The organism is Streptomyces sp. H39-S7 (genome assembly GCF_027158205.1).
Lineage (GTDB): Bacteria > Actinomycetota > Actinomycetes > Streptomycetales > Streptomycetaceae > Actinacidiphila.
Genome location: NZ_JAPVLU010000068.1, coordinates 1 through 25806 on the forward strand (window position 1 = coordinate 1; position 25806 = coordinate 25806).

Here is a 25806-nt window from a genome sequence, read left to right on the forward strand (position 1 = left end):
AATGTGCCAGTTACTGCGAACATCTCACGCGTACCAATCAAGCCTGATAGGAGGGCTCCTACCTCCCCACTTGCACCTCAATCGGCAGGCACATCGCGAAGGAACCCGCGTGAACTCCAGTTGGCAGCGACCCCATCAGGCGGCCACGCGCTTCCATGCGGCCCGCAGGCGAACCTCGGATGCGGAGTGACCGGCCGCCCGGAAGCGGGTGGCCATCTCCCGGTAGGACAGGGCCGGAGTCTGGCTGTGCCGGATCTCATCGACCAGCACGTCAAGCTCCCCATCAGGCAACGCGGGAACTGGCTCCAGCGCGGGAACCGGGTCCATCGGACCCCACACCGGCAGCTCCCACCGGGGTGCGACGCCGGGCGTGACGCGGGTCGTCACGCTGCTCAACGCCCCGCCGGTGGCCTCACCCGACCGCGCCGCCTCCAGCGTCGACCACGCCCGCGACAAGCTCTTGGCAGTCTTGGCCTGGACGCGTGCGACGCGGGCACCGGCCTGCGTCACGGCCGCAAGCCGGGTCTCCTCGGTCGCGGCCTGCGCCCGCAGCCGGGCCCGCGCCACGGCCGCCTCATCCCGGGCATCTTGCTGAATGCCCCGGATCGCACCGACGGCCGTCGGGGTCAGCGCGGTGCGTTCCCACAGCCCATGCACCAGCCACAAGGCCTTGGCCGCGACCGGCAGCCACGCCACCGCCAACCACGCGCCGGTAGACGCGTCGGCGGTCAGGGCGTGGACGATCAGGACGCCGCTGGCGATCAGGCCGAAGCACCAGCCCACCCCGGTCATCACACGGCTGTGATCACCTTGCGCGGCGAGGCGGCGTTCGTAGGCGAGGGTGGCCAGCCATCCCCCATCGATCCCGAGACCCACGACCAGCGCGACCGGCCACGGCATCGCCGTGCCCAGCCACATCACCACCACCGCCAGCGTGAGGACCATGGACACCGCCGTCATCGCGACAGCGGGCAGAACGGTCTTGGCCCTCATGCCGGCACCGCCCCTCGGGATCGGACCGCCACGGCCGCGATCAGGAGGACCGGGGTACTGTCGTCGTCCGGATCGCGGCTGTCCTCGATCCAGGACCAGTCAGCACCGGGCACCATCTCGTAGCCGAGATCCGCCAGCACCGCACGGCGCTCCGCCACCGTGGGCACCGGACCGGACCGCTCCCAACGGAACGTCGGCCAGTCCGGAGTTCCATCCACGATGTACAGGCGCCACGCCCCGCTGGGACTCGACATCTGCGCGGTCAGTGCGGTCATGCCGCACCCCCCGGAAACGCTGCGCCAGCGGTGCGGTTGATCAGATCCCGGCGGGCCGCCAGGACCCTGTTACGAGCCCGTCGGATGCGCCGGTTGTCCAGCTCGGTGACCGGGCGGTCAAGCGTCCGGATCTGTGCGTCCAGCATCTCGACTTCCGCACGGATGACGGGCATCTCGTGCTCGATCGTTTCCAGTTCCGCGAACGTGGGCTCACGGTCAAACTCGGCGGCCGTAACAGCCGCCTGAACAGTGCCGATGTACCTCATGGGTCGGTATCTCCTCATCGAATGCACGGCCCTACAGCGGCTCCGGTGTTCGAGCACCGGAGCCGCGCACCGTTTTGTGTGGGTGGAGCGCCCTGACCGGGAGTCGAACCCGGCCTACGACCATCAGGGCTGCCGTACTTGTCTCCTTCGGGAGCGCGCTCCCGTTGCAGGCAGAGACGTGACCTTTCGGTCTGTGCCCTCCGGTTGACCAGGGATCCGGGACCCTCAGCCCCCTCTGTCCGGGGCTCCTTCGCTTGCGGGAACGGGCGCGTTCTTGCACCAGTCAACCCACTTGCTCAACTTGTAGGAACAAGCTGTTGCAGTGATGCTGCACCCACGGAGCGTCAGCCGTCAAGGGATTCGAGCAATGATGTACCTACAAGTTCAGCAAGTGCGTCATGATGGAGGCATGAGCAAGCAACCGAAGTACCGGCTGGTGGCCGAAGCCCTGCGTCGGGAGATCGACGACCTCACCTATCCGCCCGGCACGCGGTTGCCGTCGGAGAATGACCTGAGCACGCGCTTTGACGCCTCCCGCAACACCGTCCGAGCCGGTCTGAACGTGCTCGTCACGGAGGGGTTGATCACGTCGAGCCAGGGGCTTGGCTACGAGGTCCGGTCGAACGAGGTCTTCGAACTCAACGCGTCACGCTTCGAGAACCTCGACTTCCCGCAGCAAGGTGACGCATACAGCACCGATGTGAAGCACGCAGGGCGCCGGCCAAGCCAGACGTTCCGCGTCGAGATGCAGCCCGCGCCGCCTGCCATCGCCGAGCGACTCCGGGTCGAGACAGCATCGACTACCGTCCTGCGCTTCTGCCACCGCTTCGTTGACGATGTCCCATGGTCGACGCAGGCCACGTACTACCCGATCTGGCTCGCTGAGGGAACGCGCCTGACGGAGCCGGGAGACATCGCCGAGGGGACAACCCGCTACCTGGCCAGCCTGGGCGTAGAGCAGGTCGGCTACTTCGATGAGATCGACACGAGGATGCCCACGCCGGAGGAGGCACGGCTCTTGGAGGTGGGAGCCGGGGTGCCAGTGCTCACGTGGACGCGCACTGGCTACTCCACCGAGAAGCCGATCCGCTGCACCGTCACGACGTTCCGGGGCGACCTGAACCGCATGAACTACGAGATCGGCGACCTGTCCGCCCGAAACGCGAAAGCGTGATCGTCACCCGCGCGACTCCCGCTGACCTGGAGGTCCTGCTGCACTTCCGCGAAGAGGCGTCGGGATGGCTCCGGGCACTCGGCATCGACCAGTGGAGCAAGCCGTACCCGCCGGAACTGATGCTCGCCAGCATCGCGGCCGACAACGTCTTCCTCTTCAGCGAGAAGGGGCGGACGGTCGCCACGGTGACGCTGGACCAAGAGGATCTGGAACCCGGGGCCTGGACCGAAGATGAGCTGCAAGAGCCTGCTCTCTACGTGCACAAGCTCACCGTGTTTCGTGAGGCCAGCGGCAGGAACCTTGGTGGCCGCATCCTGGATTGGGCCGGAGACAGAGCGGCCCGATCCGGCGCCCAGTGGCTGCGGCTGGACGCCTGGACCTCGAACCCGATGCTGCAGGACTACTACCTCCGACAAGGCTTCCGGCACGTCCGCACGGTCACCGAGGGCAGCGCAGTCAATGGGGGTGCACGCGTCTCAGGTTGGCTCGCTCAGCGTCCAGCCGTGAGGACGGCGCACGGACTAGATGACCGAAGTGGTGCGGCGTGACCGCGTTCGCAGAGCTGCAGAGAACCTGCGTACCAACTGCATCTACGAATCTGCCAACAGCCTTCCGGCACCCATGATGAGATGCCCCATGGAAGCCATGTCGGGCAAGGCTGGGGATGCCATCCGTTGGGGAGTGATTCGTGAGCGAGACCACAGCAGATGAACTGGACAAAGAACAATTGGCACAGCTGCATGCAGCAACTCTCAAGGCGTCGGAGGCTTGCCTTGAGCTAAAAAAGCTATGCGCAGTTGTGCTTGTTCCCGTAGGCACCCTTGTCGCCTCATTCGGAGACCGAAAGCCGGGAGCCTCACTATTTGCCTCCGGCACACTTGTAATCTTAGCTTTCTGGCTGGCTGACAGTTTCAGTTATTTCTATCAACGGAAACTCAGAGGCGCTATGATACCAATATGGCAACGCAGGGCCAATCGCTGCATTGGCGAGATTGCCATAGTTCCCAATTCGGGGGAAGTCTCTCCGTGGCGGGCCGCCTTTAACGCTTCCATGGTTTACTATATGATTCTCGGGACGTTGTTTTTGGTTGCTTCGTCGGCCTACGCTCTAGGTTGGCTGGATGGATAGGATCGCACGTGCGCCAGTTCGTTAGCTACGCAAGGCGTGACAACGGAACTGAGAGGCTTGTAAAAATAAAGGAATTTCTTTGCAGACGGAATACTGGGTCAGTATACATAGACGATCTAGAAATTCACGACCCTTTGACAGGCCGCGTAGCGTCGGTGGTCGCGGCCATCGAGGCGGCGAACGTTTTGATTGCCATCCCATCCGAAAACTACTTGCAGACCAAGTGGACTCGCTGGGAATTTGAAACAGCAATATCTCGCAACGTACCCATCATGGCGTTGCTCCCAAATTGGGATCTCGTTCTCCCCAATAACCCTGGATGGCCTTGGCCCCCGAGGGAGGAGACGAGAGGATACATAGGCGACGTGGGTGCACCGGCGGGGAAGTTTGACGGCGCGCTGCCCACTTACCCCTGAGTCTGTCAACGCTCGCGGTCCAACGACCGGGGTTTATAAAGAATTTTGCCTCCTGTGCTTCCAGATGGATGCTCTGTGAGCGGGATGATGCGGAGCAGTCTGATGCATGGCTGACACGCGAGCACGGCGTGACTCGGTCCACTGCCGGATTCGGCGATAGCAACGATCGTCAGATTCTCCGGCTCGATTCGACACCACGCGCACGTCGTCTGGAACCGAATCAAGATGCCGCTCGCCACTCGTTCGGCGTCCTGGCCGCTGCACTCGTCCACTTCATCAGCTCCTCGGGCTGGTGGCCCACCCCAGGGCCGTTGTTGCCGCCGCTGGGCTGGTGATGTCACTCCATTGGCACCGTACTACCCCCTGCTACCCCCTGGGGTAGCTATCGCGGGACTGGGGCACCTACCTACGTTGTGATCATGAGCATTGACCGGGAAGGGCCCGTTCCTCCGTACCGCCAGATCGCGGCGGCCCTCCGAGGGCGGATCGAGGACGGCAGCATCTCCCCGGGCCGCCGCATCCCGAGCCTTGTTGAACTTGAGGAAGAGTTCGGCGTTGCCAGAGACACGCTCCGCAAGGCCGTGCAGGTGCTTAAGGACGAGGGATTGGTCGAGACCGTAAACGGCATGGGCATCTACGTCATCGATCGCCCGGACAGCCCGCGCTAGACCCCGGCCGGGGTCATTGCCGAGTGCGCCATAGGCGACTCCCCCCGGAACGCTCCCGAGGTTGGGCCGCCCCGGGCCGTCCGGCGGGGGCCCACGACGACCGGCAACAACAGTCAACGCCCCCTGGTCAGAGCGACCGTCGCGAAGGTTGCGCCAGCTCGATCTGACGTAGGATCAGTTCTGGCGCGTCGATTTATGCCTCGCACGACTCGTCGAGGAAGGCGAGCAACCGACGCACACGCTCGCCAGCTATTACCGACCCGAGCGTGTGGAAGGGACTCGGATCGTCGATCCATCCCTCGGCCCCGCCGGCCGCGGCGCAGGCTTCCGCGTGCCGTACGACGCTGGCTACGAGATCGACCACATGCGGGAAGAGCTGTTCGCCCGAGTCGTTACGCCCGAGGAGGCGAAACTTCTCGAGTTGCCGACCGGGGAACCGGTGGTCGAACTGCACCGGACCACGTTCACGGCAAACGGCACAGTAGTTGAGTTCGCGATTGGTGGTCACGCTGCATCTCGCGTCGCACCACCAGGTGAGGCATTGCGTCATTTCCATATATTTTTTACACTCTTCGAAATGGGTTTTTCGAGAAGGCGAAAAATGGCATCGCGGAGAAATTCTTCTGGCATCGACTCCTTCCAATGAATTGCTTCGATATGGTAATTAGATCGATTGGCCATTGTGTCGATTTCCTGCTGGGCGACTCTGGTGAAGCCGCTGGAAGATACAACAAGAAGTCCCTTAATGCCGCTCTCTTGAACCATTTCCGCAAGGTATGAAATGTCGAGGGACGAGAGAGGCTTTGAATGATTAACTACCTCGATTCCTGCACTTCCCGCTGACGTATTGAATCGCAGATTAGGCATTGGCGGCTCGGCAGAGGGGTTAATGGCTCTGTAAATTTCTCTCATTGGCACAATGCTACTTAGTGTCTGGGCCACTGCCCGCTCCAGCTCGCTTGAGAACTCCAGTCCAGACGTCCGCGAGACTTGTTCGATCGCTTCGTTCGAAATCGGCTGCTGTAGGATCTCGGAAGCCCTGCTCAGAAATGCCGAGAGCCGTTGTTGATAGTATTCAACTCCGGCCACATTCTTCATTTCTCGAACGAGTTCCACTCTTGGCCCGATGGTCCGCCCGCTTTGCCGCCTGTACCAATCCTCTTTTACGTCATTGGTGAGCAGCAGAACCGGAGCTGGGTTCGACTTGGCGTAATCTAGGATTTGCATCCAGATAATCGCATCGCCGTATTTATTTGTAAGCTTCTTGGCGTCCAAATTCCCCGGCGGAACTCCTTTATCGTAACGCTCTTTTGCACTATCTTCGTATTTCTTAGAATCGTCCTCGCTCGGCTTAGATCCGATTCTTCCCTCAAGAATTTTCTCCCATTTGGCAAGGATGCTGTCTGAGCGAAGTGCATCCTCAAGCTTTTCATCTCGACCGGAGCTCATCTTCGCGACAAGCGATAGTGCGTCTTCCAAGTGGCGGATCAGGCGAACACCTTCTGTCTCTGTAACTACAGGGTGACCGACCAAGGTTGCCAAGTGGTCCCTCACCTTGTCCCGCGCATCTTGTAGCGGCTTTTCAAGATTCTGGTAAACCTTATCTTCGCCTGATAGAACGCTCGGTCTATTTTGGAAGAACTCCCACGCTGCATGATAGGGGACCCAGATCCTATCCCGAAGATTTTCAAGCATGGAGAAGAATTGATTTCGGGTGGTCGCGTCCACTTTATATGGCGACAGAAGCACGTTTGCATCCAGCACGAGAATTCCGTCTGTTAGAAATTTCTTGTATTCAATATCCGCTGGAGTGTAATACTCGATAAATTGCTCGCGCATCATAGATCTCTCTTTCGGCGGCAGTCCTAGGTTTTCTTACAGCTTCGGTCTCGGGATTTCCCTATAGACAGCTAGAGGGACGACTGAAAAACCGGGGTACTGAGGCAGGTCTAGAAATCCAAGAGAGCCCATGTATCCCATGAAGGAGTTAATACTCTTTGCGGTCCTTCCTCGGATGAGATTGTCATCATTGTCAACAAATTTCTCGAAGGAAAAATCTACTTGCGGCTCTGCATAATGCCCGATACTTCCTACAATGGTCCATTTTTGCTGTCCGGTCCCATAGCGAGCGAAGAGGACATCGGGGTCGCTATCTAGGTATTGTCTTCCTTCCTGAAGACGAGCGCCTACCGTAAAGTCTTCACCCTCTACCGGGAAGAGGTTCAGATGCAGGCCAGGCGTGAAAAGTCCCCGTGCAAGTCGGATGACTGAACGGAGCTGCTGTCCACTGATTCCGCTATCTCCTCCTTCTGTTTCACCTCCTAGGTTGAAATCAGGAATATCATCTTCTAGGTTGCTTCCTCCCATTGGAATGTATTTTGGTGTTGTCGTCTTGGGCAGCTTCTTCTTGACGGAGGGCGGAATTGGAGCGGTAGGTGTTTCATTAAGACCCTTGATCCCCAGCGCTGCTGCCGAGAGCCCAGCAAAGGAGGAGGCGACGTAGCGCGCGTCGAAAATTGAGGCAAGAGCAGAAAGTCGTATTATTGAGCCGGGAGGATTCTCTTTCCTTAGATTTGCGGATGTCCAATATTCTGATTTGGTCAGTTCGGAGCTTATATCCTTAATCATTCCTTCCGATGTGAGCATCGACTCCAAGCGTGGAAAAATCGAATCGCCAAATGACTTGTGTACGTAGCGCTCATTTCCCCACTCCTGATACTCAGAGTGCGGCAAGTCTCCAGCGCTGTTTCTTCTCTTGGAGTTCTTGTCTGTTGCGTGTTCCGATTCTGTTATTCCGCCCTCGATCTGCCCAAGCATTGAGCGTACTTTGTCAGTATCAACGTAGAGAAAATCTTGCATCAAAATTTTCCTGTCCGGCAGACGTAGTTACCTCCACTCTACGCGCGAGCTGATGATTCGTCGTCTTCTAGGGCGAGAATGGATCCTTGGAATCGAACCTAGTACGAAAGGGATCGATATATCTACATCCCGAATGGGAAGCTCCACGGGAGCGAGATGATCTTGTGCGGCGCGGTCAACAATCGCCTTGACTCTGAAGTGGTTGCAGATCGCGAGAGTCATCCGGGCGGCCATGGAGCGTTTAGCTTCGGGAGGGATGACATGCGAGTGCCCTCATCGCCGATGGCCAACGCTGGTGCCTGCTGCCACCAGATCACGCATAAGTCAGCCCCACTCCCGGTGGGGCTGACGCCCCTGCTGACTGATGGCCGGGCCGTCCCTGGGCCGTCCGGCCACGGCCCACGACGACCGGCAACGACAGTCAACGACCGCTCCCCCGCTGGTCAGAGCGGCCGCCGCGAAGGTTCCCCCTGCTCGATCTGACGTAGAATCAGTTCTAGTTATAGTGGGCAATGACTTCGTCGGCGAGAGGGGACCAGATGGTGCGCGTGACCGACCACGGCGGAGGGGTCTGGAGCATCCCGGTCCCGATCCCCGACAATCCCCTCGGCCACACGCTCGTCCACCTCCTGGACACCGACCGCGGTCCCGTGCTGATCGACACCGGCTGGGACGACCCGGACTCGTACGCCGCCCTGGAGGCGGGCCTCGTCGAGGCGGGCACCTCCGTCGGCGAGGTGCACGGCGTTCTCATCACCCACCACCACCCCGACCACCACGGGCTTTCCGCGCAGGTCCGCGAGGCCTCCGGCGCGTGGATCGCGATGCACGAGGCCGACGCGGCCGTGGTGCGCCGCACCCGGTCCGCCGCGCCGGCCCGCTGGGTGACCTACATGACGGCCAAGCTGGTCGCCGCAGGCGCCCCCGAGGAGCACATCGCCCCGCTGCGCGCCGCCCGCGAGTCGGGCCGGATGAGCACCCTGCCGGGGCTGCGGCCCGCGCTCCCCGATCGCGACATCGTCCCCGGCGAGCTGGTGGACCTCGCCGGCCGGCGGCTGCGCGCCATCTGGACGCCGGGTCACACCCCCGGCCACGTCTGCCTGTTCCTGGAGGAGAGCCGGCGGCTGTTCTCCGGCGACCACCTGCTGCCGGGGATCTCCCCGCACATCGGGCTGTACGAGGACCCCGACGACGCGGTCGAGACCGATCCGCTCGGCGACTACCTCGCCTCCCTGGAGCGCATCGGCCGGCTCGATCCCGACGAGGTGCTGCCCGCGCACCAGTACGCGTTCACGGACGCGGCCGGCCGGGTGCGGGAGCTGCTCGACCACCATGAGGAGCGGCTGAGCGGGCTGCGGGCGCTGATCACCGACGCACCGCGCACGCCCTGGCAGCTCGCCGAGGTGATGGAGTGGAACCGCCCCTGGGAGCAGATCCCGTTCGGTTCGCGCAACATCGCCGTCTCGGAGGCCGAGGCGCATCTGCGGCGACTGGTGAAGGCCGGCCGCGCGGAGGCCGTACCCGGCTCCGATCCGGTCACCTACCGGGCCGTCTGACGGAACGGGCGGCCGGACGCGCGCGGGCCGGGACCGGGAGCGGTACCCGCAGGGCATACGATGTTCGGGACAATTCCATCCACGTCCGAGCGGGGGAAGCCGGCGCGAATCCGGCACTGACCCGCAACCGTGAGCCGTCCCGCAGGGCAGGGGCGGCGAGTCGGAGTACCCGCGACGGACGGGAGCGGCTCCCGTCGAGGTAACGGAGCCGGAGCCCCCGGTGCCCCGCGCAGAGCGCGGTCCCGCAGCGGTTGCACCCGGCCACGCAACCGCTCAGCGAAAGGCATCAACCCCTCATGAACCTCCGTCGCAGCGCAGCCGCGCTCGCCGCCGCCACCGTGCTCGGTATGGCCGCGGTGCCCGCGGCCTCCGCCGACACCCCACTGCCTCCCGGGCTCTACGGCACCGGGGACCCGACGTACGACGGGGTCTGGCGGCAGTCCTACGCGCTGCTGGCGCTGCACACCGCCGGGGTGACGCCGGCCGACAGCGCCGCCGCCTGGCTGACCGGCCAGCAGTGCGCGGACGGCGGTTTCCCCTCGTACCGGGCCGACACCGCGAAGGCGTGCGACGCCAAGACGGAGGACACCAACGCGACGGGCATCGCCGTGCAGGCGCTCACCGCGCTGGGCGATAAGGCCACCAAAGACACTGTCGTCAAGAAGGCCACCGACTGGCTGACGTCGGTGCGCAACAAGGACGGCGGCTGGTCGTACAACCCGGGCGGCGCCTCCGACCCGGACTCCACCGGTGTCGTGATCGGCGCGCTGGTTGCCGTCAAGCAGGACGTGAAGGCGTCGCAGGACAGCCTCAAGGCGTTCCAGTTCGGCTGCGAAGCCAAGGCCGCCGACCGCGGCGCCTTCGGCTACCCGATGAACGGCAAGCTCTCCGTGAGCGCCAAGGCCACCGCCGACGCGGTGCGCGGCGCGGCCGGCGCGGGCTTCGTCGTCACCCCGCCGACCGCGAACGTGGCCGCGAAGGCCCCGGACTGCGCGTCGCCCGACGCGTTCAAGGCGCTCGACGCGGCCGGTGCGGCCTCGGCCGGCGCCGCGTACCTGACGGCCCAGCTCACCGCGGGCGGCAGCCACCTGACCGCCGTCACCCCGGGCGCGGACAAGCCGACCGCGGACTACGGCACCACCGCCGACGCCGTGGTCGCGCTGGCCGCGAACCAGCAGCTCGACACCGCGAAGACGTCGTACGACTGGCTCGCCAAGAACTCCGCGACCTGGTCGAAGGGGAACCCCGCCGCCCTGTCGCAGCTGGTCCTCGCCGCGCACGCGACGGGCAACGACCCGAAGAACGCCGGCGGCGCGAACCTCGTCCAGCAGCTCACCAACCTCGGCCCGAAGCCGGCCGCCGCGGCGACCGCGAGCCCGTCCGCGCCCGACAAGACCGAGAAGAAGGACGACAAGTCCGGCTCGATGGCCACCTGGTGGATCGTCGGCGTCTTCTTCGTCGCCAGCATCGGCGTCGGCTTCCTGGTCAGCGGCCGCCGGAAGAAGCAGGGCTGATGGCGCGTCTCCCGCTGCGGGCGGCCACCGTGCTGGTGGCGCTCGGAGCGCTGCTCGCGGTCTGCGCGCTGCCCGCCCACGCCGCCTCCTACCGCTACTGGTCGTTCTGGCAGCGCTCCGGCGACGCCTGGACGTACGCGCAGACCGGTCCCGCGCTGGACCGGCCCGCCGACGGGACCGTCGAGGGCTGGCGCTTCGCGGCCAGCGCCGAGGCCCAGGACGCGTCGAAGCCGCGTGACGTCCCCGGCGCCACGACGTTCGGCGCGATCTGCGCGGGCACCCCGCCCAAGGGCGGCACCAAGCGCGTCGCGCTCGTCCTGGACTTCGGCACCGCCGCCGACGCCGGGGGCGGCGCCGCACCGCCCGCGCCCCGTACCGCCTGCGCCCAGGTCCCGGGTGACGCGACGGGCGCCGACGCGCTCGCCGCCGTCGCCAAGCCGCTGCGCTACAACTCCGCCGGCATGGTGTGCGCCGTCGCGGGCTACCCGAGGACGGGCTGCGGGGAGCCGGTCGCCGGCACCACCCGGGCCACCGACGCGTCGAAGACGCCCGCGCCGCAGGCGTCGGGCGACTCCGGCGGCGACGGTGACGGCGGGGGCCCGTCGGTCGGTGTGTTCGCGGGCATCGCCGCCGTCCTCGCCCTCGGCGGGGCGGCCCTCTGGCAGGCCCGCCGCCGGCGCGGATGAGGACCGGGATACGCCGGAGCACCGGGGCACGCCGGGGCGCCGCCGGTCGCGGGGCCGCCATCGCCACCCGCTCCACCGCGCTGCACGCCGGCGCGTGGTGGCTGTGGGCGCTGGGGCTGGCGACGGCGGCGTCCAGGACCACCAATCCGCTGCTGCTCCTGCAGCTGGTCGCGGTCGCGGGCTATGTGGTGGCCGCCCGCCGCACGGACGCGCCCTGGGCGAAGTCCTACGGGGCGTTCCTGAAGCTGGGTCTGGTGGTGCTGGCGATCCGGCTGGCCTTCGCCGTCCTGCTGGGCTCGCCGATCCCGGGGACCCACACCCTCTTCACGCTGCCCGAGGTCCCGCTGCCCGACTGGGCGCGGGGGGTCAGGCTCGGTGGGAGGGTGACCGCGGAGGGTCTGCTGTTCGCGCTCTACGACGGTCTGAAGCTGGCCACCCTGCTGGTCTGCGTGGGCGCGGCGAACGCGCTCGCCAACCCGGCCCGGCTGCTCAAGTCGCTGCCGGGCGCGCTGTACGAGGCGGGGGTCGCGGTCGTCGTGGCGATGACCTTCGCCCCGAACCTCGTCACCGACGTGCAGCGGCTGCGCGCCGCCCGCAGGCTGCGGGGCCGCGACGACCGCGGGGCACGGAGCCTGTTGCAGGTCGGGCTGCCCGTCCTGGAGGGGGCGCTGGAGCGGTCGGTGGCGCTGGCCGCCGCGATGGACGCGCGCGGCTACGGCCGCTCCGCCGAGGTGCCGGCCGCGATACGCCGGACGACGGCCGCGCTGACGCTGGGCGGACTGCTCGGCGTCTGCGCCGGGACGTACGCGCTGCTGTCCGCGTCGGGCGCCGGGTACGGCGTCCCCGTGCTGCTGCTCGGGCTGGTCTCGGCACTGGCTGGGCTGCGGCTCGGCGGCCGGCGCTCGATCCGCAGCCGCTACCGGCCCGACCGGTGGGGGGTGCGGGCCTGGCTGGTGTCGGGCTCCGGTGTCGCGGTGGCGGCGCTGATGATCTGGGCCGCCTCGTACGATCCGGCGGCGCTGGCCCCGCCGGCGGTCCCGCTCACGGCTCCCACGCTGCCCCTGTGGCCCGCGCTCTCGATTCTGATCGGGCTGCTGCCGGCCTTCGTCGCACCCCCTCCCCTTTTCCCGCCGCACCCGAAGGAGGACCGCGCGTGATCCGCTTCGAGCAGGTCTCCGTCAGGTACGACAACGCCGCCGAGCCCGCAGTCGCCGGAGTGGACCTCACCGTCCCCGAGGGTGAGCTGTGCCTGCTCGTCGGCCCGTCCGGAGTCGGCAAGTCGACTCTGCTGGGTGCCGTCTCCGGCCTGGTACCGCACTTCACCGGCGGTGTCCTGTCCGGCCGGGTCACCGTGGCCGGCCGCGACACCCGTACGCACAAGCCGCGCGAACTCGCCGACGTCGTCGGCACGGTCGGCCAGGATCCGCTCTCGCACTTCGTCACCGACACCGTCGAGGACGAGCTCGCCTACGGCATGGAGTCGCTGGGCCTGGCTCCCGCCACCATGCGCCGCCGCGTCGAGGAGACGCTCGACCTGCTGGGCCTGGCCGAGCTGCGCGACCGGCCGATCGCCACGCTCTCCGGCGGCCAGCAGCAGCGCGTCGCCATCGGCTCGGTGCTCACCGTCCACCCCAAGGTTCTGGTGCTGGACGAGCCGACGTCGGCCCTCGACCCCGGCGCGGCCGAGGAGGTGCTGGCGGTGCTGCAGCGGCTGGTGCACGACCTGGGGACCACGGTGCTGATGGCGGAGCACCGGCTGGAGCGCGTCGTGCAGTACGCGGACCAGGTGATCCTGCTGCCCGCCCCCGGCGCCGCCCCGGTGCAGGGCGCGCCCGCCGACGTCATGGCCCTCTCCCCCGTCCACCCGCCGGTGGTGGCGCTGGGCCGCCTCGCGGGCTGGTCGCCGCTGCCGCTGTCCGTACGCGACGCCCGCCGCAGGGCAGGACCGCTGCGGGAGCGGCTGGCGGACTGTACTCCCCCGGCCGCGCCGGTGGTTCCGGCCGCCGCCGCGCCGGTCGCGGTGCTCGACCGGCTCTCCGTCCGCCGGGGCAGGACCGAGGTGCTGCGCCAGGTGTCGCTGACGGTCCGACCGGGCGAGACGGTCGCGCTGATGGGCCGCAACGGCGCGGGCAAGTCGACCCTGCTCTCCACCCTCGTCGGCCTGCACCCCGCCGCCTCCGGCACGGTGACCGTCGGCGACGGCGTCGTACCGTCCAGGACGAGGCCGGGTGAGCTGATCCGGCAGGTGGGCCTCGTGCCGCAGGAGCCGCGGGACCTGCTCTACGCGGACACGGTTGCCGGTGAGTGCGCGGCGGCCGACCAGGACGCGCACGCCGCGCCCGGCACCTGCCGCGCGCTGGTCACCGCGCTCCTGCCGGGCGTCCATGACGCGGCCCATCCCCGTGATCTGTCCGAGGGCCAGCGGCTGGCGCTGGCCCTGTCCGTCGTGCTGGCCGCCCGGCCGCCGCTGCTGCTGCTCGACGAGCCGACCCGCGGCCTGGACTACGCCGCCAAGGGCCGGCTGGTCGAGCGGCTGCGGGCCCTGGCGGCGGAGGGCCACGCGATCGTGCTGGCCACGCACGACGTCGAGCTGGCCGCGGAACTCGCCCACCGGGTGGTGATCCTGGCCGACGGCGAGGTGGTCGCGGACGGCCCGACCGCCGAGGTCGTGGTCTCCTCCCCCGCCTTCGCCCCGCAGGTCTCGAAGATCCTCGCGCCGCTGCCCTGGCTGACGGTTCCGCAGGTCGCGTCGGCCCTGGAGGAGTCGTCATGACGCTTCCCGGGCCGGCACCGCGCCCCGACCGCCAGGTGCGTCCCATCCGGCTCGGTCCGCGGTCCGTCGTCGCGCTGGCGCTGATCTCCGCGATCGGCGTCGCGCTGTTCGGCTGGCCGCTGCTCGCCGATCCCGGCACCGGGCTCGCGCACAGCAGGGACGCCCCCTGGCTCTTCGCCGCGCTGCTGCCGATGCTGATCGCCGTGGTGATCGCGACGATCGCGGACGGCGGGATGGACGCCAAGTCGATCGCGATGCTCGGGGTGCTGGCCGCCGTCGGGGCGGCGCTGCGCCCCCTGGGCGCGGGCACGGCCGGCATCGAGCCGATGTTCTTCCTGATGGTGCTGTCGGGCCGGGTGCTGGGCCCCGGGTTCGGTTTCGTGCTGGGCGCCGTGTCGATGTTCGCGTCCGCGCTGCTCACCGGTGGCGTCGGCCCGTGGATGCCGTTCCAGATGCTTTCGATGGGCTGGGTCGCGATGGGCGCGGGACTGCTTCCGGGCCCGCACACCCTGCGCGGCCGCGGCGAGCTCGCGATGCTCGCGGTGTACGGGGCGGTCGCGTCCGTGCTCTACGGCACGATCATGAACTTGCAGGGCTGGGCGACGATCGGCGGGATGTCGGCGAGCGTCTCCTACGTGCCGGGCGCTCCCGTGGACGAGAACCTCGGCCGCTTCGCCGTCTACTGCCTGACCACGTCACTGGGCTGGGACCTCCCGCGCGCGGTCCTGACGGCGATCCTCACACTCACGCTCGGCGCCACGATCCTGAAGGCGCTGCGCCGCGCGACGCGCCGGGCGGCGTTCGACGTGCCGGCCGGCTTTCAGCCCTGACCCCGCCCCGGGAAGGGGCGGGATCGGGTCGCGCCACCGCGGGGATCAGAGCCGCTGGATGATCGTCCCCGTGGCCAGCGCGCCGCCGGCGCACATCGTGATGAGGGCGAACTCCTTGTCCGTGCGCTCCAGCTCGTGCAGCGCCGTCACGATCAGCCGTGCGCCGGTCGAGCCGACCGGGTGGCCGAGGGCGATCGCGCCCCCGTTGACGTTGACCTTCTCCAGGTCCTGGTCGAAGACCTGCGCCCAGGACAGCACGACGGACGCGAACGCCTCGTTGATCTCGATGACGTCGATGTCCTTCAGCGTCATCCCGGCCTTGCCGAGGACGGCCCGGGTCGCGTCGACCGGCCCGTCCAGGTGGAAGTGCGGGTCGGAGCCGACCAGCGCCTGGGAGACGATCCGGGCGCGCGGGCGGAGCTTGAGCGCCCGCGCCATCCGCTTGGACGCCCACATGACGGCCGCCGCCCCGTCGGAGATCTGTGAGGAGTTGCCCGCGGTGTGCACGGCGGTCGGCATGACCGGCTTCAGCTTGGCCAGGCCCTCCATGGTGGTGTCCCGCAGGCCCTGGTCCCGGTCGACCAGCCGCCACATGCCCTGACCGGCCTGCTGCTCCTCCTCGTTGGTGGGGACCTGCACCGCGAAGGTCTCCCGCTTGTACCGCTCCTCCGCCCACGCCCGGGCGGCCCGCTCCTGCGAGAGGAGGCCGAGCCGGTCGACGTCCTCCCGGGTCAGCCCGCGCCGCCGGGCGATCCGCTCGGCGGCCTCGAACTGGTTGGGCAGGTCGACGTTCCACTCGTCGGGGAACGGCTTGCCGGGGCCGTGTTTGGAACCGCTGCCCAGCGGCACTCGGGACATCGCCTCCACGCCGCAGCCGATGCCGATGTCGATCACTCCGGCGGCCACCATGTTGGCGACCATGTGGTTGGCCTGTTGCGAGGAACCGCACTGACAGTCCACGGTGGTCGCGGCGGTCTCGTACGGCAGTCCCATCGCGAGCCAGGCGTTGCGCGCGGGGTTCATGGACTGCTCGCCGGCGTGGGTGACGGTGCCGCCGACGACCTGTTCGACGGCGTCCGGCTGGATCCCGGTCCTGCCGAGCAGTTCGCGGTACGTCTCCCCCAGCAGGTAGGCGGGGTGCAGATTGGCGAGCGCGCCTCCGCGCTTGCCGATGGGCGTGCGCACAGCTTCGACGATGACGGGTTCAGCGGCCATGAATCTCGTCCTCTCCTCGACCGGTCGGCGTCCCGGCGCCTCCGGCAGAACTAGAACGCGTACTAGTTCTGTCTGCAGTCTTATTACCCATGGAGCGCAGCGCGCAAGACTCGTGCACAAGGCTCCATGGGCGCGCACGACATCCACACGGTCATGCCCCTTGCGACTTGTAGAACTGGTTACTACCTTCAAGTCATATCTGATGGACCGTCAGACATGGAGTGGCCGATGCCCTGCCCAGCGCTTCCCGAAGGCTTCGACTTCACAGACCCGGACGTGTACGAGCAGCGGGTACCGCTCCCCGAGTTCGCGCAACTGCGGCAGACCGCCCCCGTGTGGTGGAACGAACAGCCCCACAACACCGCCGGGTTCGAGGACGACGGGTACTGGGTCGTCACCCGGCACGCCGACGTCAAAGAGGTCTCGATCAACCCCGACGTCTACTCGTCGTTCCTCAACACCGCGGTCATCCGCTTCAACGAGCACATCACCCGCGAACAGATCGAGATGCAGCGGCTGATCATGCTGAACATGGATCCGCCCGAGCTGACGCGCGTCCGGCAGATCGTCCAGCGCGGCTTCACCCCGCGCGCCATACGCCAGATGGAACAGACGCTGCGCGACCGCGCCCACCGCATCGTCGCCGAGGCGCGCGGCCGGCGGACGGGCAACTTCGTCACCGAGGTCGCCTCGGAACTCCCGCTCCAGGCCATCGCCGAGCTGATCGGCATCCCGCAGGACGACCGCAGCAAGCTCTTCGACTGGTCCAACAAGATGATCGCCTACGACGACCCGGAGCTGGCCATCACGGAGGAGGTGGGCGCCGAGTCGGCCATGGAGCTGATCTCGTACGCCATGAACCTCGCCGCCGCCCGCAAGGAATGCCCGGTCAAGGACATCGTCAGCCAGCTCGTCGCCGCCGAGGACGAGGGCAACCTCAGCACGGACGAGTTCGGCTTCTTCGTCCTTGTGCTCTCCGTCGCCGGGAACGAGACGACGCGCAACGCCATCACCCATGGCATGCACGCCTTCCTCACCCACCCCGAGCAGTGGGAGCTCTACAAGGAGACGCGGCCGAGCACCGCCGCCGAGGAGATCGTCCGCTGGGCGACCCCCGTCACGTCCTTCCAGCGCACCGCCACCCGGGACACCGTGCTGGGCGGCCAGGAGATCAAGAAGGGCCAGCGCGTCGGCATGTTCTACGCCTCCGCCAACCACGACCCCGAGGTCTTCGACCACCCCGAACGCTTCGACATCACCCGTGACCCCAATCTGCACCTGGGGTTCGGTGGCGGCGGCCCGCACTACTGCATGGGCAAGAACCTGGCGATCATGGAGATCGACCTCATGTTCAACGCCATCGCCGACGCGATGCCCGACATCAGACTGGTCGGCGACCCGCGCCGGCTGCGCTCCGCCTGGATCAACGGCGTCAAGGAGATGCAGGTCAGCTACGAGGGCTGAACGGAGCGGAGCCGGACGGCGGGCCGGGTAGGGCAGGATGACGTCATGAGCATCGTCAAGATCAATGCCCTGACCGTGTCGCCGGAGATGCGCGAGACGCTGGAGAAGCGGTTCGCCGCGCGCGCCGGCTCCGTCGAGAACTCCGACGGCTTCGAGTGGTTCGAACTGCTGCGCCCGGTCGACGGCACCGACCAGTACCTCGTGTACACGCGGTGGCGCAGCGAGGAGGACTTCACGAAGTGGATGTCCACGTCGATGCGCGGTCCGGGCGCGCACGGCGCCCAGGGCGCGGGCGGCGGTGCGGCCGGCGCCGCGGGTACGAGCGAGGGCGGAGCCGAGCGGCCCAAACCGGCCGCTTCCGACTCCGCCCTGTGGTCGTTCGAGGTCGTCCAGCAGACGGCCCCCAAGAGCTGACCGCGCCTTTCCCAGCCGCGCTCCCCAGTCTTGGCGGCTGGGGAGCGTCCTTCGTTCCACCGGCCGAACGTCAGTCTGCCGGCCGTACCAACTGCGAGGGATCGTCGAGCCAGGTGCTCTCGCCCTCCTGCGTGACGGTGAGCCCGAACCGCGTGTGCCCAGGGCGGCCCTGCGCCACCCACCACCGGTATGCCGCTTCCGTCTCGTCCCACAGCCGGCGCGGACCCGACTGCCAGACGCGCGCCTCCTTCTCCGCGTCCCGGAACATGACGCACGCCCACGATGTGTCGCTCAGCCCGTAGAACCAGACGGGTCGCGCGCCCTCACGCTTGTCGGCCACAGCCTGCGAGCAGTCGGGTACGCGAAGGCCGAGGGCGAACCGGGCGGCGGTGTACCGACCGGTGACGAACTCGGCTTCAGTGATCGTCGTACGGGACGTGCCGGCGTCATTCATCGAGCCCGTGGCGAGGTAGTCGTCGTGGTCAGGGCGGGACAACCGCTGAGCTCGGAGCTTCATGAATTCCACGGGGCGTGTGAGGTTCCCCATCGCCCTGCCGTCCTTCACCACCAGACGGACCACGGCATCCGCGTGGGAGAAGTGCGTCCCCCACGGGGCGACGACGAGTCCTCCCGGACGGGTCTGCTCGATCCATGCGCCAGGGATCTCCCGGAGCCCGACGGTAGCCAGGATGCGGTCGTACGGGCCCTGCTCCGCGCAGCCGGCGAACCCATCGCCCCTGACGACCACCGGGTACAGGCCGGCCGCGCACAGCCGCTCACGGGCGCGTTCGGATACGGCGCGGTCCACCTCGATCGTGGTGACGTTCTCACCCCGAAGACGGTGCGTCAGAGCGCCGGCCGTCTCGCCCGTGCCGGTGCCCACGTCGAGCACGTTCATGCCCGCGTCCACGTCCAGGTCCTGAAGCATCGCGTACACGACCGACGGCATGGACGAGGAGCTGGTGGACACGTCTCCGGGCACGGTGCTGCCCGTGTGCTTGCCATCGTCCCACTGGGTCACGATGGGAACGTTGCTGTCCGCCGTGGCATACCAGGTGTCGGGGTCGGCCGTTCGATCCACGGGGACGCTTGTCCCTGCGTCCATGTCGAACGGCCACATGAGATCGGGCAGGAATGCGGCCCGGTCCACGGCCGCGAAGGTCGGAGCCCAGTCGGACGTCATCGAGTGCGTCTCCAGGAGGACGCGCCCCAGCTCCTTACGGCCGGGGCGCTCCACCTGCGCAGAGTTCAGCGTCACCTGCGGCGGTTCCCGTCACCGGGCGGGGTGCCCCCGTCGGGGCTGGGCGGCTCCTTCGGCGGGGTCCAGGGGGTACCCGGGTGCTTGTCCTTGTCATCGTCCCCGCCCAAGGTGGGGGCGGTGGCCCACAGACTCGTCATGCGTCGCTCCTTCGTTAGCTTTCACCACGGCGCAACTGCTCCAGGCCCTTGGCCAGTTCGCTGATTGCGGTTCCGGCCTGCCCGGCTTCGCGCCGTGATCAAGAAGTTACGGGGCGTGATGGGCGTCGACCAGGCGCACGTCGATGCACTTGGGAAGACGGTTCGTCAGAAGTGCATCGCGGCAATGCAGTTAGGCGAATACACCAAGGTGGGCGCCGACTTCACGCATCTCTGTCGTGAGGGTGCGACGCTTCTTGGTGATCTCTTCGAAGGTGACGGCGGCGGATGCCTGGTGGCGGAACCACTCAGGTGCGATTCCGTCCAGCCGCGCGAGCTGTTCCATGGCGGCCGTCGCGTCACCTGTGCGGACCTGGGCGCGTGCCAGATCGAGGTGGTATCGGTTGCCGTCGTTGGTGCTCGGGCCGCCAAGCCGCTTCCAGCTCTTCTCCTGCAAGTTTTCTTCGTCGTTGGACTTGCGGACCACAGCCCGGGCATCCCCGGCGACCATGAGGTCTTCCAGTTCTTTCATGGACGCCGTTACGGGTCCGAACATCGACCAATGGCGCAGGAGGTTCTTATGCGTCACCCCGACGGCCTTGGCTGCGGTGCCTGCGGCACGGCGGAGCGCCTTGGCCTCGTTGGGGCGATTGTTCCTCGCCGCCGCTGCGGCCGCCTCCATCGCCAGGCCGCCCCACGTCGCGTATTCGTCCGACGTGGCGCCCTTGATCTTCGGCTCGACCAAGTCCATGGTCGCAACGGCTACATCCTCGGCCTCGTCGAAGCGCTCGGTCCGCATCAGCATCCAGCACATTCCGCCCACACCGGATGCGGCGACGAGCTGGTCCCCGGCAGCCTTGGCGTCGGCGATGGCCTCGCGCACGACCCCGTGAGCAAGGTCGTACTGGCGAATCTGCGTCAGGTACCGGCCGGCAAGCTGGAGGGCCTGCGAGCGGGCCACCAGGGCGTGCGCTCGCTCCTCGCCGGAGTCGTAGTACGCCACGGCGTCGTTGGCTCCGCGGACTAGTGCCGGAAGATCAGCGGCGATACTCCGGTAGCTGTCTCCGAAGTACAGGACGGCGTTGTCGCGAGTCATTCGCTGGAGGCGACGAAGGTCAGGCTCCGCGCCGACCGGGGTGACCGCGGAGCCGAGGCCGATGGCCGGTGTGAGTGCGATTCGCAGCTCGCGCAGGTTCAGGCTGTTGGGATCGTCGTGCTTGACCGGCTCGGGCGGGCCGGCCGCCATCAGTTCAGAGGTCTTGATCTCTAAGGTGCGGGCGATGGCGTGAAGGGTCTCCATGCGCACCCCGTCGTCGCCCTGTTCGATCTTGCGAACCGGCCCGACGGAGAGACCGGCGCGATGTGCTAGTTGCTCTTGGCTAAGCCCTTTCGCACGCCGGTATCGCCGTAGGTTGTCCGCGAGTTCGTCCGACATACGTCACCACCCTTCACGGCCAGCGTACGCCGCTCGGCCGAAGGCGAAGAGCCCCTCCGGGGTGATCCGGAGGGGCTCCAGGGGTGCGGCCTGCGCCAACGGGCCCGCGCGTCCCAGCTGCTCCCGCAGCTGTGCGCCCGGCTGCCCGCTCGGCTGCTTCAGATGCTGAGGAGCTGCTGCGTCAGATCGCGGTAGTGCGTCAGCGCCACGCGCAGCTCCTCCGTGTCGGCCTTGGTGTCGTCGTTCTGCCAGGTCGACCGGAGGGTCCGGCGGCGCTCCTCGAGCTTCTCGGTGAGCTGCTTCGCGGCCTGTTCGAGAACGGCGTCGGCCTCCTCGACGGACTTGCGCGGCTCGTCCACGAACGAGCCCATCGCGTGCTGCAGCCGCTCCTCCAGCCCGTCCTTCGCACCCGCGGTCCCGCCGTGGCGGGCGCCATGGGTCTCGGCGGTGCGGGCTCCGGTGCCCTCGCCGGTACGCGCGGCCTCGGTGGTGCGGGTCGCGTCGGTGGCGCGGGCGGCGTCACCGGTACGGCTCGTGTCGGCGGTACGCGTCGCGTCACCGGTACGGCTCGTGTCGGCGGTACGCGTCGCGTCACCGGTACGCGCGGCCTCGCCGGTGCGGGTCGCGTCGCTGGTGCGGGTCGCGTCACCGGTACGCGTCGTGTCGGTGGCGCGCGTCGCGTCACCCGTGCGCGTGGGGTCGGCTATGTGCGCGGTTCCGCTCGCGCGGGTGGCCTCGCCCGTGCGGCCGGCTTCGGTCGTACGGGCTGCCTCGCCCGTGCGGGCCGCGGCGGTCTCGTCCTTGCGCGGGTCGTCCGCGCGCGGGGTGCGGGACGCGTCGTCCGCGTTCAGGCCGGGAATCCGGCCTGCGGTGCGGTCGGCCGCGGTTCCCGTGCGGGTCTCGTCCTGGCGAGTCGGGTTCTGGTTCTCGGTCATCGTCTCTGCGCTCCTGACACTTCGGTGATGGCTCATGACTGACGGCTCACGGCCCGGGCCTGTCGGCCCGGGTCCTGCGGTTGGTATCTGCGGCGGTCGGTCAGTTCTCCCGACGACCGAGCACGCCGGAGCGCGATCCACTGCCATGCTCCGCGTCCGCGTTCGGCTCCTCGGCGCGGTCGGTGTCCGCGTCACGCCGCGAGGCGACGTGCTTCCCGTCGGCTCCCATGAGCTCCTCGAACAGCACGCGGGCACGGACGAGCGCCTCCCGCATCTCCTCGGTGGAGGTGCCGTCGTCACCCGACCGCCCGGCGATCTCGTGGGCATCGCGGTAGCCCTGGAGGTTGCGGGCGTGGTGCACGGACAGCGCGTCGAAGTGCTCGCCCGACTTCGCGTCCGGGAAGCCACGGTCACGCGACAGGTTCTCGATCAGCGCGTCGGCCTCGCCGAGCGCCTTCGCGGGCGAATCGATGAAGTGCTCCTGCACGCCGGCCCAGCGGGCCGCGTACTCCTCACGCGCCTCAGCCGACAGCGGACGGAGGGTGATGTCCTTGTGCCGGTCCAGCCGCTCGGACAGTTCCTTCTCGGCGGCCTTCGAGTCGCCGTCATGACGGCGCAGGGCCCGGTCGTACTCGGGCCCGAAGCGGCGATGCAGGTTCCTGCCGCCCAGCCCACCCGGCCGAAGCATCACGGTCGTGAGAGCGGCGGCCAGAACGATGACGACCACGACGATGGCGATAATGACGCCAGTGGACATGGGAATGCCTCCCGTTTCTACGGGTCGACGGACAGAGTGTGGTGCGTTGCCGGCTCATCGATCGGGTTGCCCGAAAGTCGACGCCCAAACGTCGAACACCCGTCCGGCGAGTGCTGGACGGGCGTTGGCCGGAGTCCGGCGGGGCGAGCCCGGACCGGGCGGTGGTGCGCGCGCGTGGGGCAGGTGCTGTCGGAGTGTCAGGCGGGACGCACGGGGCAGCGCGGGCTTCAGCCGCGGGTGCTGCCCGTCGCCGGGCGCTCCTGCCGCAGGCGATCGGTGTCGCCGCCGCACAGCTCGCTGCTGAGCTTGGTGAGCAGCGCCGCGAGCTCCGCGTGCCGCTCGGGGTCCCAGTCGCCGAGCAGCTCGCCCAGGACGGTCCGCCGGGCCACGCCGAGCTGGACGGCCATCGCCCGGCCGCTCTCGGTGAGCACCAGCGGGTTGCCGTCCCGGACGGCCAGCCCGCGGGTCTCGACCTCGACGGCCGCCTCCTCGATGATGTCGGCGGGCACGGTGGTGCGCCGGGCCGGCTCGACCGGGTCGGTCTCCCCGCCCTTGGCCATCCGCAACAGCAGCCAGCTGGAGGCGGGATGGATGTCGAGGCCGGCCAGTTTCGTGATCCGCACGTACAGGTCGCGGCGGGCCTCGCGGCTGCCGAGCACCGACAGCCCGCGGGCGATCTCCTCGAGCGAGGAGCGTTCCACCGGGTTGGTGCCCAGGGTCTCGCTGGCGTCGGGCACCGTGACGGAACCGCGCAGCGGCTCCTCCTTGAGGAACCAGGCCAGCAGGAACGCGATCAGGGTGACCGGCACCGCCCACAGGAACACGGTGGTGATCGAGGCCGAGTACGCGTGCAGCACCGGCTGCAGGATCGACGGCGGCAGTGACTGCACGGCGCTCGGGTCGGAGGAGATCACCGCGGGGTCGACCCCGGGCGGCAGCGGCTTGCCCGCGATGGCCGTGGTGATCTTTCCTTCGAGCTGGTTGGAGAAGACCGTGCCGAAGATCGAGACGCCGAACGAGGCGCCGATGGAGCGGAAGAACGTCGCGCCCGAGGTGGCGGCGCCCAGGTCCTCGTAGCCGACGGCGTTCTGCACGGCCAGGATCAGCACCTGCATGACCAGGCCGAGGCCGAGGCCGAAGACCAGGAAGTACAGGCTCATCACCCAGGTGCTGGTGAACTCGTCGAGCTGGTGCAGCAGCAGGAGGCCGATGACGGTGACACCGGTGCCGAGGATCGGGAAGACCTTGTAGTGGCCGGTGCGGCTGACGATCTGTCCGGAGCCGGTGGAGGACACCAGCAGGCCGATGACCATCGGGATCATGTGCACGCCGGACATCGTCGGCGAGAGACCGTGGACGACCTGGAGGAACGTCGGCAGGTACGTCATCGCGCCGAACATCGCGAACCCGATGACGAAGGAGATCACCGAGACGAGCCAGAAGGTGCGGATCCGGAACAGCCGCAGCGGCAGCACCGGTTCCACCGCCCGGCGTTCGACGACGATGAACACCGCCACCAGGACCAGGCCGAGCACCGCCAGCCCGATGATCTTCGGTGAGCTCCAGGGCCAGGTCGTGCCGCCGAGCGAGGTCACCAGCACCAGGCTGGTCGCCGCCGCCGCGACCAGCGCCATGCCCAGGTAGTCGATGCGGTGGGTGGTGCGGCGTACCGGGATGTGCAGCACGGCCGCGATGACCGCCAGCGCGATGATGCCGATGGGGAGGTTGATGTAGAACACCCAGCGCCAGGAGAGCTGCTCGGTGAACACCCCGCCCAGCAGCGGGCCCAGGACGCTGCTCGCGCCGAACACCGCACCGAACACGCCCTGGTAGCGACCGCGGTCGCGGGGCGGCACGATGTCGCCGACGATCGCCATCGACAGCACCATCAGACCGCCGCCGCCCAGCCCCTGCAACGCGCGGAAGGCGATCAGCTGCGGCATGTTCTGCGCGATACCGCACAGCGCGGAACCGATCAGAAAGATCACGATGACGGTCTGGAAGAGCTTCTTCCGGCCGTACATGTCGCCGAGCTTGCCCCACAGCGGGGTGGCCGCCGTCGAGGCGAGCAGGTACGCGGTGACGACCCAGGACAGGTGCTCGATACCGCCGAGGTCGCTGACGATGGTCGGCAGGGCCGTGGACACGATCGTCTGGTCCAGTGCGGCCAGCAGCATGCCGAGCGCGAGCGCGCTGATGGCGAGGCGCACCGATCGCCGGTCCTGGCTCGAAAGGGCGGCCGGCGGTCCGGTCGGGGCCGTGGTGTCCTGCGCCATGCCGTGCTCCTCGCGTCGCGCCGCTTGATCGCGAATCAATATTCACACTGTTCGCACCGGTTTCGCGCTCTATGGGCGGCCGGTAGTGCTGGACACACCTGGGCACGGCATGCCGGCGGCGGCATAATCACTGCGTCTTGAGGTATTCGAGGACCGTTCGTGGGAGGGGAGCCCGGTGGAGCCGGAGGGGGAAGTGGGACGGGAACCGGGTGTGGCCACGGCCGCGGCCCGATCGGCCGAACGGCAGATCGCACTCGCGGCGACGGAAGGCTTCCACCCGCTGCGCGTTCGGCCGTACGTGGCGGAGCCGGGCACCGAGGGCGCCGAGTCGACCGTCAAGCCGCTGATCGGGCCGGCCGCGTCCCGCCCGGCCGACACCGACCTGGGCATGTTCCCGGCCGACGGCGTCGAGTACGCGGTGGACGACGCCTGGCTCCCGGCGGACGACGGCTCCGGCCGTCCCCTGGTGGACCTCCACGACGCCGGGCTGCTGCCGGCCCGCACCGGCGGCTCCGACTGGGACGACGTCGAGGAACCCGGCCAGCACCGCGGCGGCCGGCGCCGCCGCCCCCGCCGCCGCGGACGGGGGCTGGTCGTGGCGGCCGCCACCGTGGCCGCGACGGCGATGGCCGCCGGTGCGGTCGCTGTCGCCAACCAGCTGCTGAGCGGGCCGGAACGGCCGGAGCGGGCCCTGCCGGACAACAGCAGCAGCGTCCCGGACGTCGTCCTGCCCACCAGCGACGCCACGGCCGCCGCGGCACCGCGCAGCGCCCGCG

At 68.0% G+C, this 25806-nt stretch carries 25 protein-coding genes, 2 pseudogenes and 1 riboswitch; of the genes and pseudogenes, 15 read left to right on the top strand and 12 right to left on the bottom strand.

From position 1 onward, the window contains the following. Window positions 1-135: 135 nt before the first annotated feature. From O3X23_RS38885 to O3X23_RS38895, 3 genes are read right to left on the bottom strand one after another with little or no spacing between them, the layout of a single operon-like run. Entirely contained in the window at window positions 136-993 is an 858-nt protein-coding gene (locus O3X23_RS38885) for a protein spdB (protein WP_269278386.1), read from the bottom strand. Continuing rightward, window positions 990-1268, bottom strand: a complete 279-nt coding sequence (locus O3X23_RS38890; RefSeq protein WP_269278388.1) for a DUF6303 family protein — start codon at window positions 1266-1268, stop codon at window positions 990-992. Before O3X23_RS38890 ends, O3X23_RS38885 begins: the two co-directional genes overlap by 4 nt. Beyond that, window positions 1265-1534 carry a DUF6284 family protein gene (locus O3X23_RS38895; protein ID WP_269278390.1) on the bottom strand — a complete coding sequence of 90 codons (270 nt, stop codon included), beginning with the start codon at window positions 1532-1534 and terminating at the stop codon, window positions 1265-1267. The genes O3X23_RS38890 and O3X23_RS38895 overlap by 4 nt, the downstream gene beginning before the upstream one ends. 409 nt (window positions 1535-1943) lie before the next feature. Between O3X23_RS38895 and O3X23_RS38900 the strand changes: the two genes are divergently transcribed. The 6 genes and pseudogenes from O3X23_RS38900 to O3X23_RS38925 all read left to right on the top strand — a co-directional run. Beyond that, window positions 1944-2708 (top strand): GntR family transcriptional regulator, encoded by a 765-nt coding sequence (locus tag O3X23_RS38900; RefSeq protein WP_269278392.1) that lies wholly within the window; start codon window positions 1944-1946, stop codon window positions 2706-2708. Beyond that, window positions 2705-3256 (top strand): GNAT family N-acetyltransferase, encoded by a 552-nt coding sequence (locus O3X23_RS38905; RefSeq protein WP_269278395.1) that lies wholly within the window; start codon window positions 2705-2707, stop codon window positions 3254-3256. The genes O3X23_RS38900 and O3X23_RS38905 overlap by 4 nt, the downstream gene beginning before the upstream one ends. Window positions 3257-3396: 140 nt before the next feature. After that, a complete protein-coding gene (locus O3X23_RS38910) occupies window positions 3397-3837 on the top strand; it encodes a hypothetical protein (RefSeq protein ID WP_269278398.1) in 441 nt (146 codons plus the stop codon). An 8-nt stretch (window positions 3838-3845) separates the two neighbouring features. Continuing rightward, complete coding sequence (locus O3X23_RS38915) at window positions 3846-4253, top strand: TIR domain-containing protein (RefSeq protein ID WP_269278401.1); 408 nt, start codon at window positions 3846-3848, stop codon at window positions 4251-4253. A 419-nt stretch (window positions 4254-4672) separates the two neighbouring features. Continuing rightward, window positions 4673-4921 carry a GntR family transcriptional regulator gene (locus O3X23_RS38920; RefSeq protein ID WP_269278405.1) on the top strand — a complete coding sequence of 83 codons (249 nt, stop codon included), beginning with the start codon at window positions 4673-4675 and terminating at the stop codon, window positions 4919-4921. Window positions 4922-5103: 182 nt separating this feature from the next. Then, window positions 5104-5567: pseudogene (locus O3X23_RS38925) on the top strand (UTRA domain-containing protein); the annotation flags it as partial. On the opposite strand, the gene O3X23_RS38930 reads toward O3X23_RS38925, so the two are convergent. Together O3X23_RS38930 and O3X23_RS38935 are read right to left on the bottom strand one after the other, a co-directional pair. Further along, the gene (locus O3X23_RS38930; protein ID WP_269278408.1) at window positions 5468-6763 is read right to left on the bottom strand and encodes a PIN domain-containing protein; all 1296 of its coding nucleotides are present in this window, start codon (window positions 6761-6763) and stop codon (window positions 5468-5470) included. The pseudogene O3X23_RS38925 and the gene O3X23_RS38930 sit on opposite strands and share 100 nt — an antisense overlap. Window positions 6764-6796: 33 nt before the next feature. Further along, entirely contained in the window at window positions 6797-7780 is a 984-nt protein-coding gene (locus O3X23_RS38935) for a DUF6414 family protein (protein ID WP_269278411.1), read from the bottom strand. A 539-nt stretch (window positions 7781-8319) separates the two neighbouring features. Here O3X23_RS38935 and O3X23_RS38940 point away from each other — a divergent pair. The 6 genes from O3X23_RS38940 to O3X23_RS38965 all read left to right on the top strand — a co-directional run bounded on the left by O3X23_RS38940 (window position 8320) and on the right by O3X23_RS38965 (window position 15139). After that, window positions 8320-9336 (top strand): MBL fold metallo-hydrolase, encoded by a 1017-nt coding sequence (locus O3X23_RS38940; RefSeq protein ID WP_269278414.1) that lies wholly within the window; start codon window positions 8320-8322, stop codon window positions 9334-9336. Between the two features lie 43 nt (window positions 9337-9379). Continuing rightward, window positions 9380-9527, top strand: a riboswitch (cobalamin riboswitch). A 105-nt stretch (window positions 9528-9632) separates the two neighbouring features. Then, window positions 9633-10850, top strand: coding sequence for a prenyltransferase/squalene oxidase repeat-containing protein (locus O3X23_RS38945; RefSeq protein WP_269278416.1), 1218 nt, complete (start codon window positions 9633-9635; stop codon window positions 10848-10850). Beyond that, entirely contained in the window at window positions 10850-11536 is a 687-nt protein-coding gene (locus O3X23_RS38950; protein WP_269278419.1) for an SCO2322 family protein, read from the top strand. The genes O3X23_RS38945 and O3X23_RS38950 overlap by 1 nt, the downstream gene beginning before the upstream one ends. Beyond that, window positions 11533-12693, top strand: coding sequence for a CbiQ family ECF transporter T component (locus tag O3X23_RS38955; protein ID WP_269278422.1), 1161 nt, complete (start codon window positions 11533-11535; stop codon window positions 12691-12693). Before O3X23_RS38950 ends, O3X23_RS38955 begins: the two co-directional genes overlap by 4 nt. Then, window positions 12690-14309, top strand: coding sequence for an ABC transporter ATP-binding protein (locus tag O3X23_RS38960; protein WP_269278425.1), 1620 nt, complete (start codon window positions 12690-12692; stop codon window positions 14307-14309). The genes O3X23_RS38955 and O3X23_RS38960 overlap by 4 nt, the downstream gene beginning before the upstream one ends. Continuing rightward, window positions 14306-15139 carry an ECF transporter S component gene (locus tag O3X23_RS38965; RefSeq protein WP_269278428.1) on the top strand — a complete coding sequence of 278 codons (834 nt, stop codon included), beginning with the start codon at window positions 14306-14308 and terminating at the stop codon, window positions 15137-15139. The genes O3X23_RS38960 and O3X23_RS38965 overlap by 4 nt, the downstream gene beginning before the upstream one ends. 45 nt (window positions 15140-15184) lie before the next feature. Here the strand turns inward: O3X23_RS38965 and O3X23_RS38970 are convergent, their stop codons facing one another. After that, on the bottom strand, window positions 15185-16354 hold the full coding sequence (locus O3X23_RS38970; protein ID WP_269278431.1) for a steroid 3-ketoacyl-CoA thiolase: 1170 nt from the start codon (window positions 16352-16354) through the stop codon (window positions 15185-15187). Window positions 16355-16582: 228 nt separating this feature from the next. Here O3X23_RS38970 and O3X23_RS38975 point away from each other — a divergent pair, with 228 nt between their 5' ends. Next, window positions 16583-17818: a cytochrome P450 gene (locus O3X23_RS38975; RefSeq protein WP_269278435.1), complete on the top strand. Its 1236-nt coding sequence runs from the start codon at window positions 16583-16585 to the stop codon at window positions 17816-17818. 45 nt (window positions 17819-17863) lie between these two features. Further along, the gene (locus O3X23_RS38980) at window positions 17864-18232 is read left to right on the top strand and encodes an antibiotic biosynthesis monooxygenase family protein (protein WP_269278438.1); all 369 of its coding nucleotides are present in this window, start codon (window positions 17864-17866) and stop codon (window positions 18230-18232) included. A 70-nt stretch (window positions 18233-18302) separates the two neighbouring features. On the opposite strand, the gene O3X23_RS38985 is transcribed toward O3X23_RS38980, so the two are convergent. The 6 genes from O3X23_RS38985 to O3X23_RS39010 form a co-directional block, all read right to left on the bottom strand. Continuing rightward, entirely contained in the window at window positions 18303-19490 is a 1188-nt protein-coding gene (locus O3X23_RS38985) for a methyltransferase domain-containing protein (RefSeq protein WP_269278441.1), read from the bottom strand. Further along, a complete protein-coding gene (locus O3X23_RS38990; RefSeq protein WP_269278444.1) occupies window positions 19487-19630 on the bottom strand; it encodes a hypothetical protein in 144 nt (47 codons plus the stop codon). Before O3X23_RS38990 ends, O3X23_RS38985 begins: the two co-directional genes overlap by 4 nt. Before the next feature lie 190 nt (window positions 19631-19820). Further along, window positions 19821-21062 (bottom strand): helix-turn-helix domain-containing protein, encoded by a 1242-nt coding sequence (locus tag O3X23_RS38995; RefSeq protein ID WP_269278447.1) that lies wholly within the window; start codon window positions 21060-21062, stop codon window positions 19821-19823. 158 nt (window positions 21063-21220) lie between these two features. Further along, the gene (locus O3X23_RS39000; protein ID WP_269278450.1) at window positions 21221-21997 is read right to left on the bottom strand and encodes a hypothetical protein; all 777 of its coding nucleotides are present in this window, start codon (window positions 21995-21997) and stop codon (window positions 21221-21223) included. A gap of 100 nt (window positions 21998-22097) precedes the next feature. Further along, window positions 22098-22754 (bottom strand): hypothetical protein, encoded by a 657-nt coding sequence (locus O3X23_RS39005; RefSeq protein WP_269278453.1) that lies wholly within the window; start codon window positions 22752-22754, stop codon window positions 22098-22100. A 227-nt stretch (window positions 22755-22981) separates the two neighbouring features. Continuing rightward, a complete protein-coding gene (locus O3X23_RS39010) occupies window positions 22982-25030 on the bottom strand; it encodes an MDR family MFS transporter (protein ID WP_269278456.1) in 2049 nt (682 codons plus the stop codon). Between the two features lie 211 nt (window positions 25031-25241). Here O3X23_RS39010 and O3X23_RS39015 point away from each other — a divergent pair. Further along, window positions 25242-25806: pseudogene (locus O3X23_RS39015) on the top strand (hypothetical protein); the annotation flags it as partial.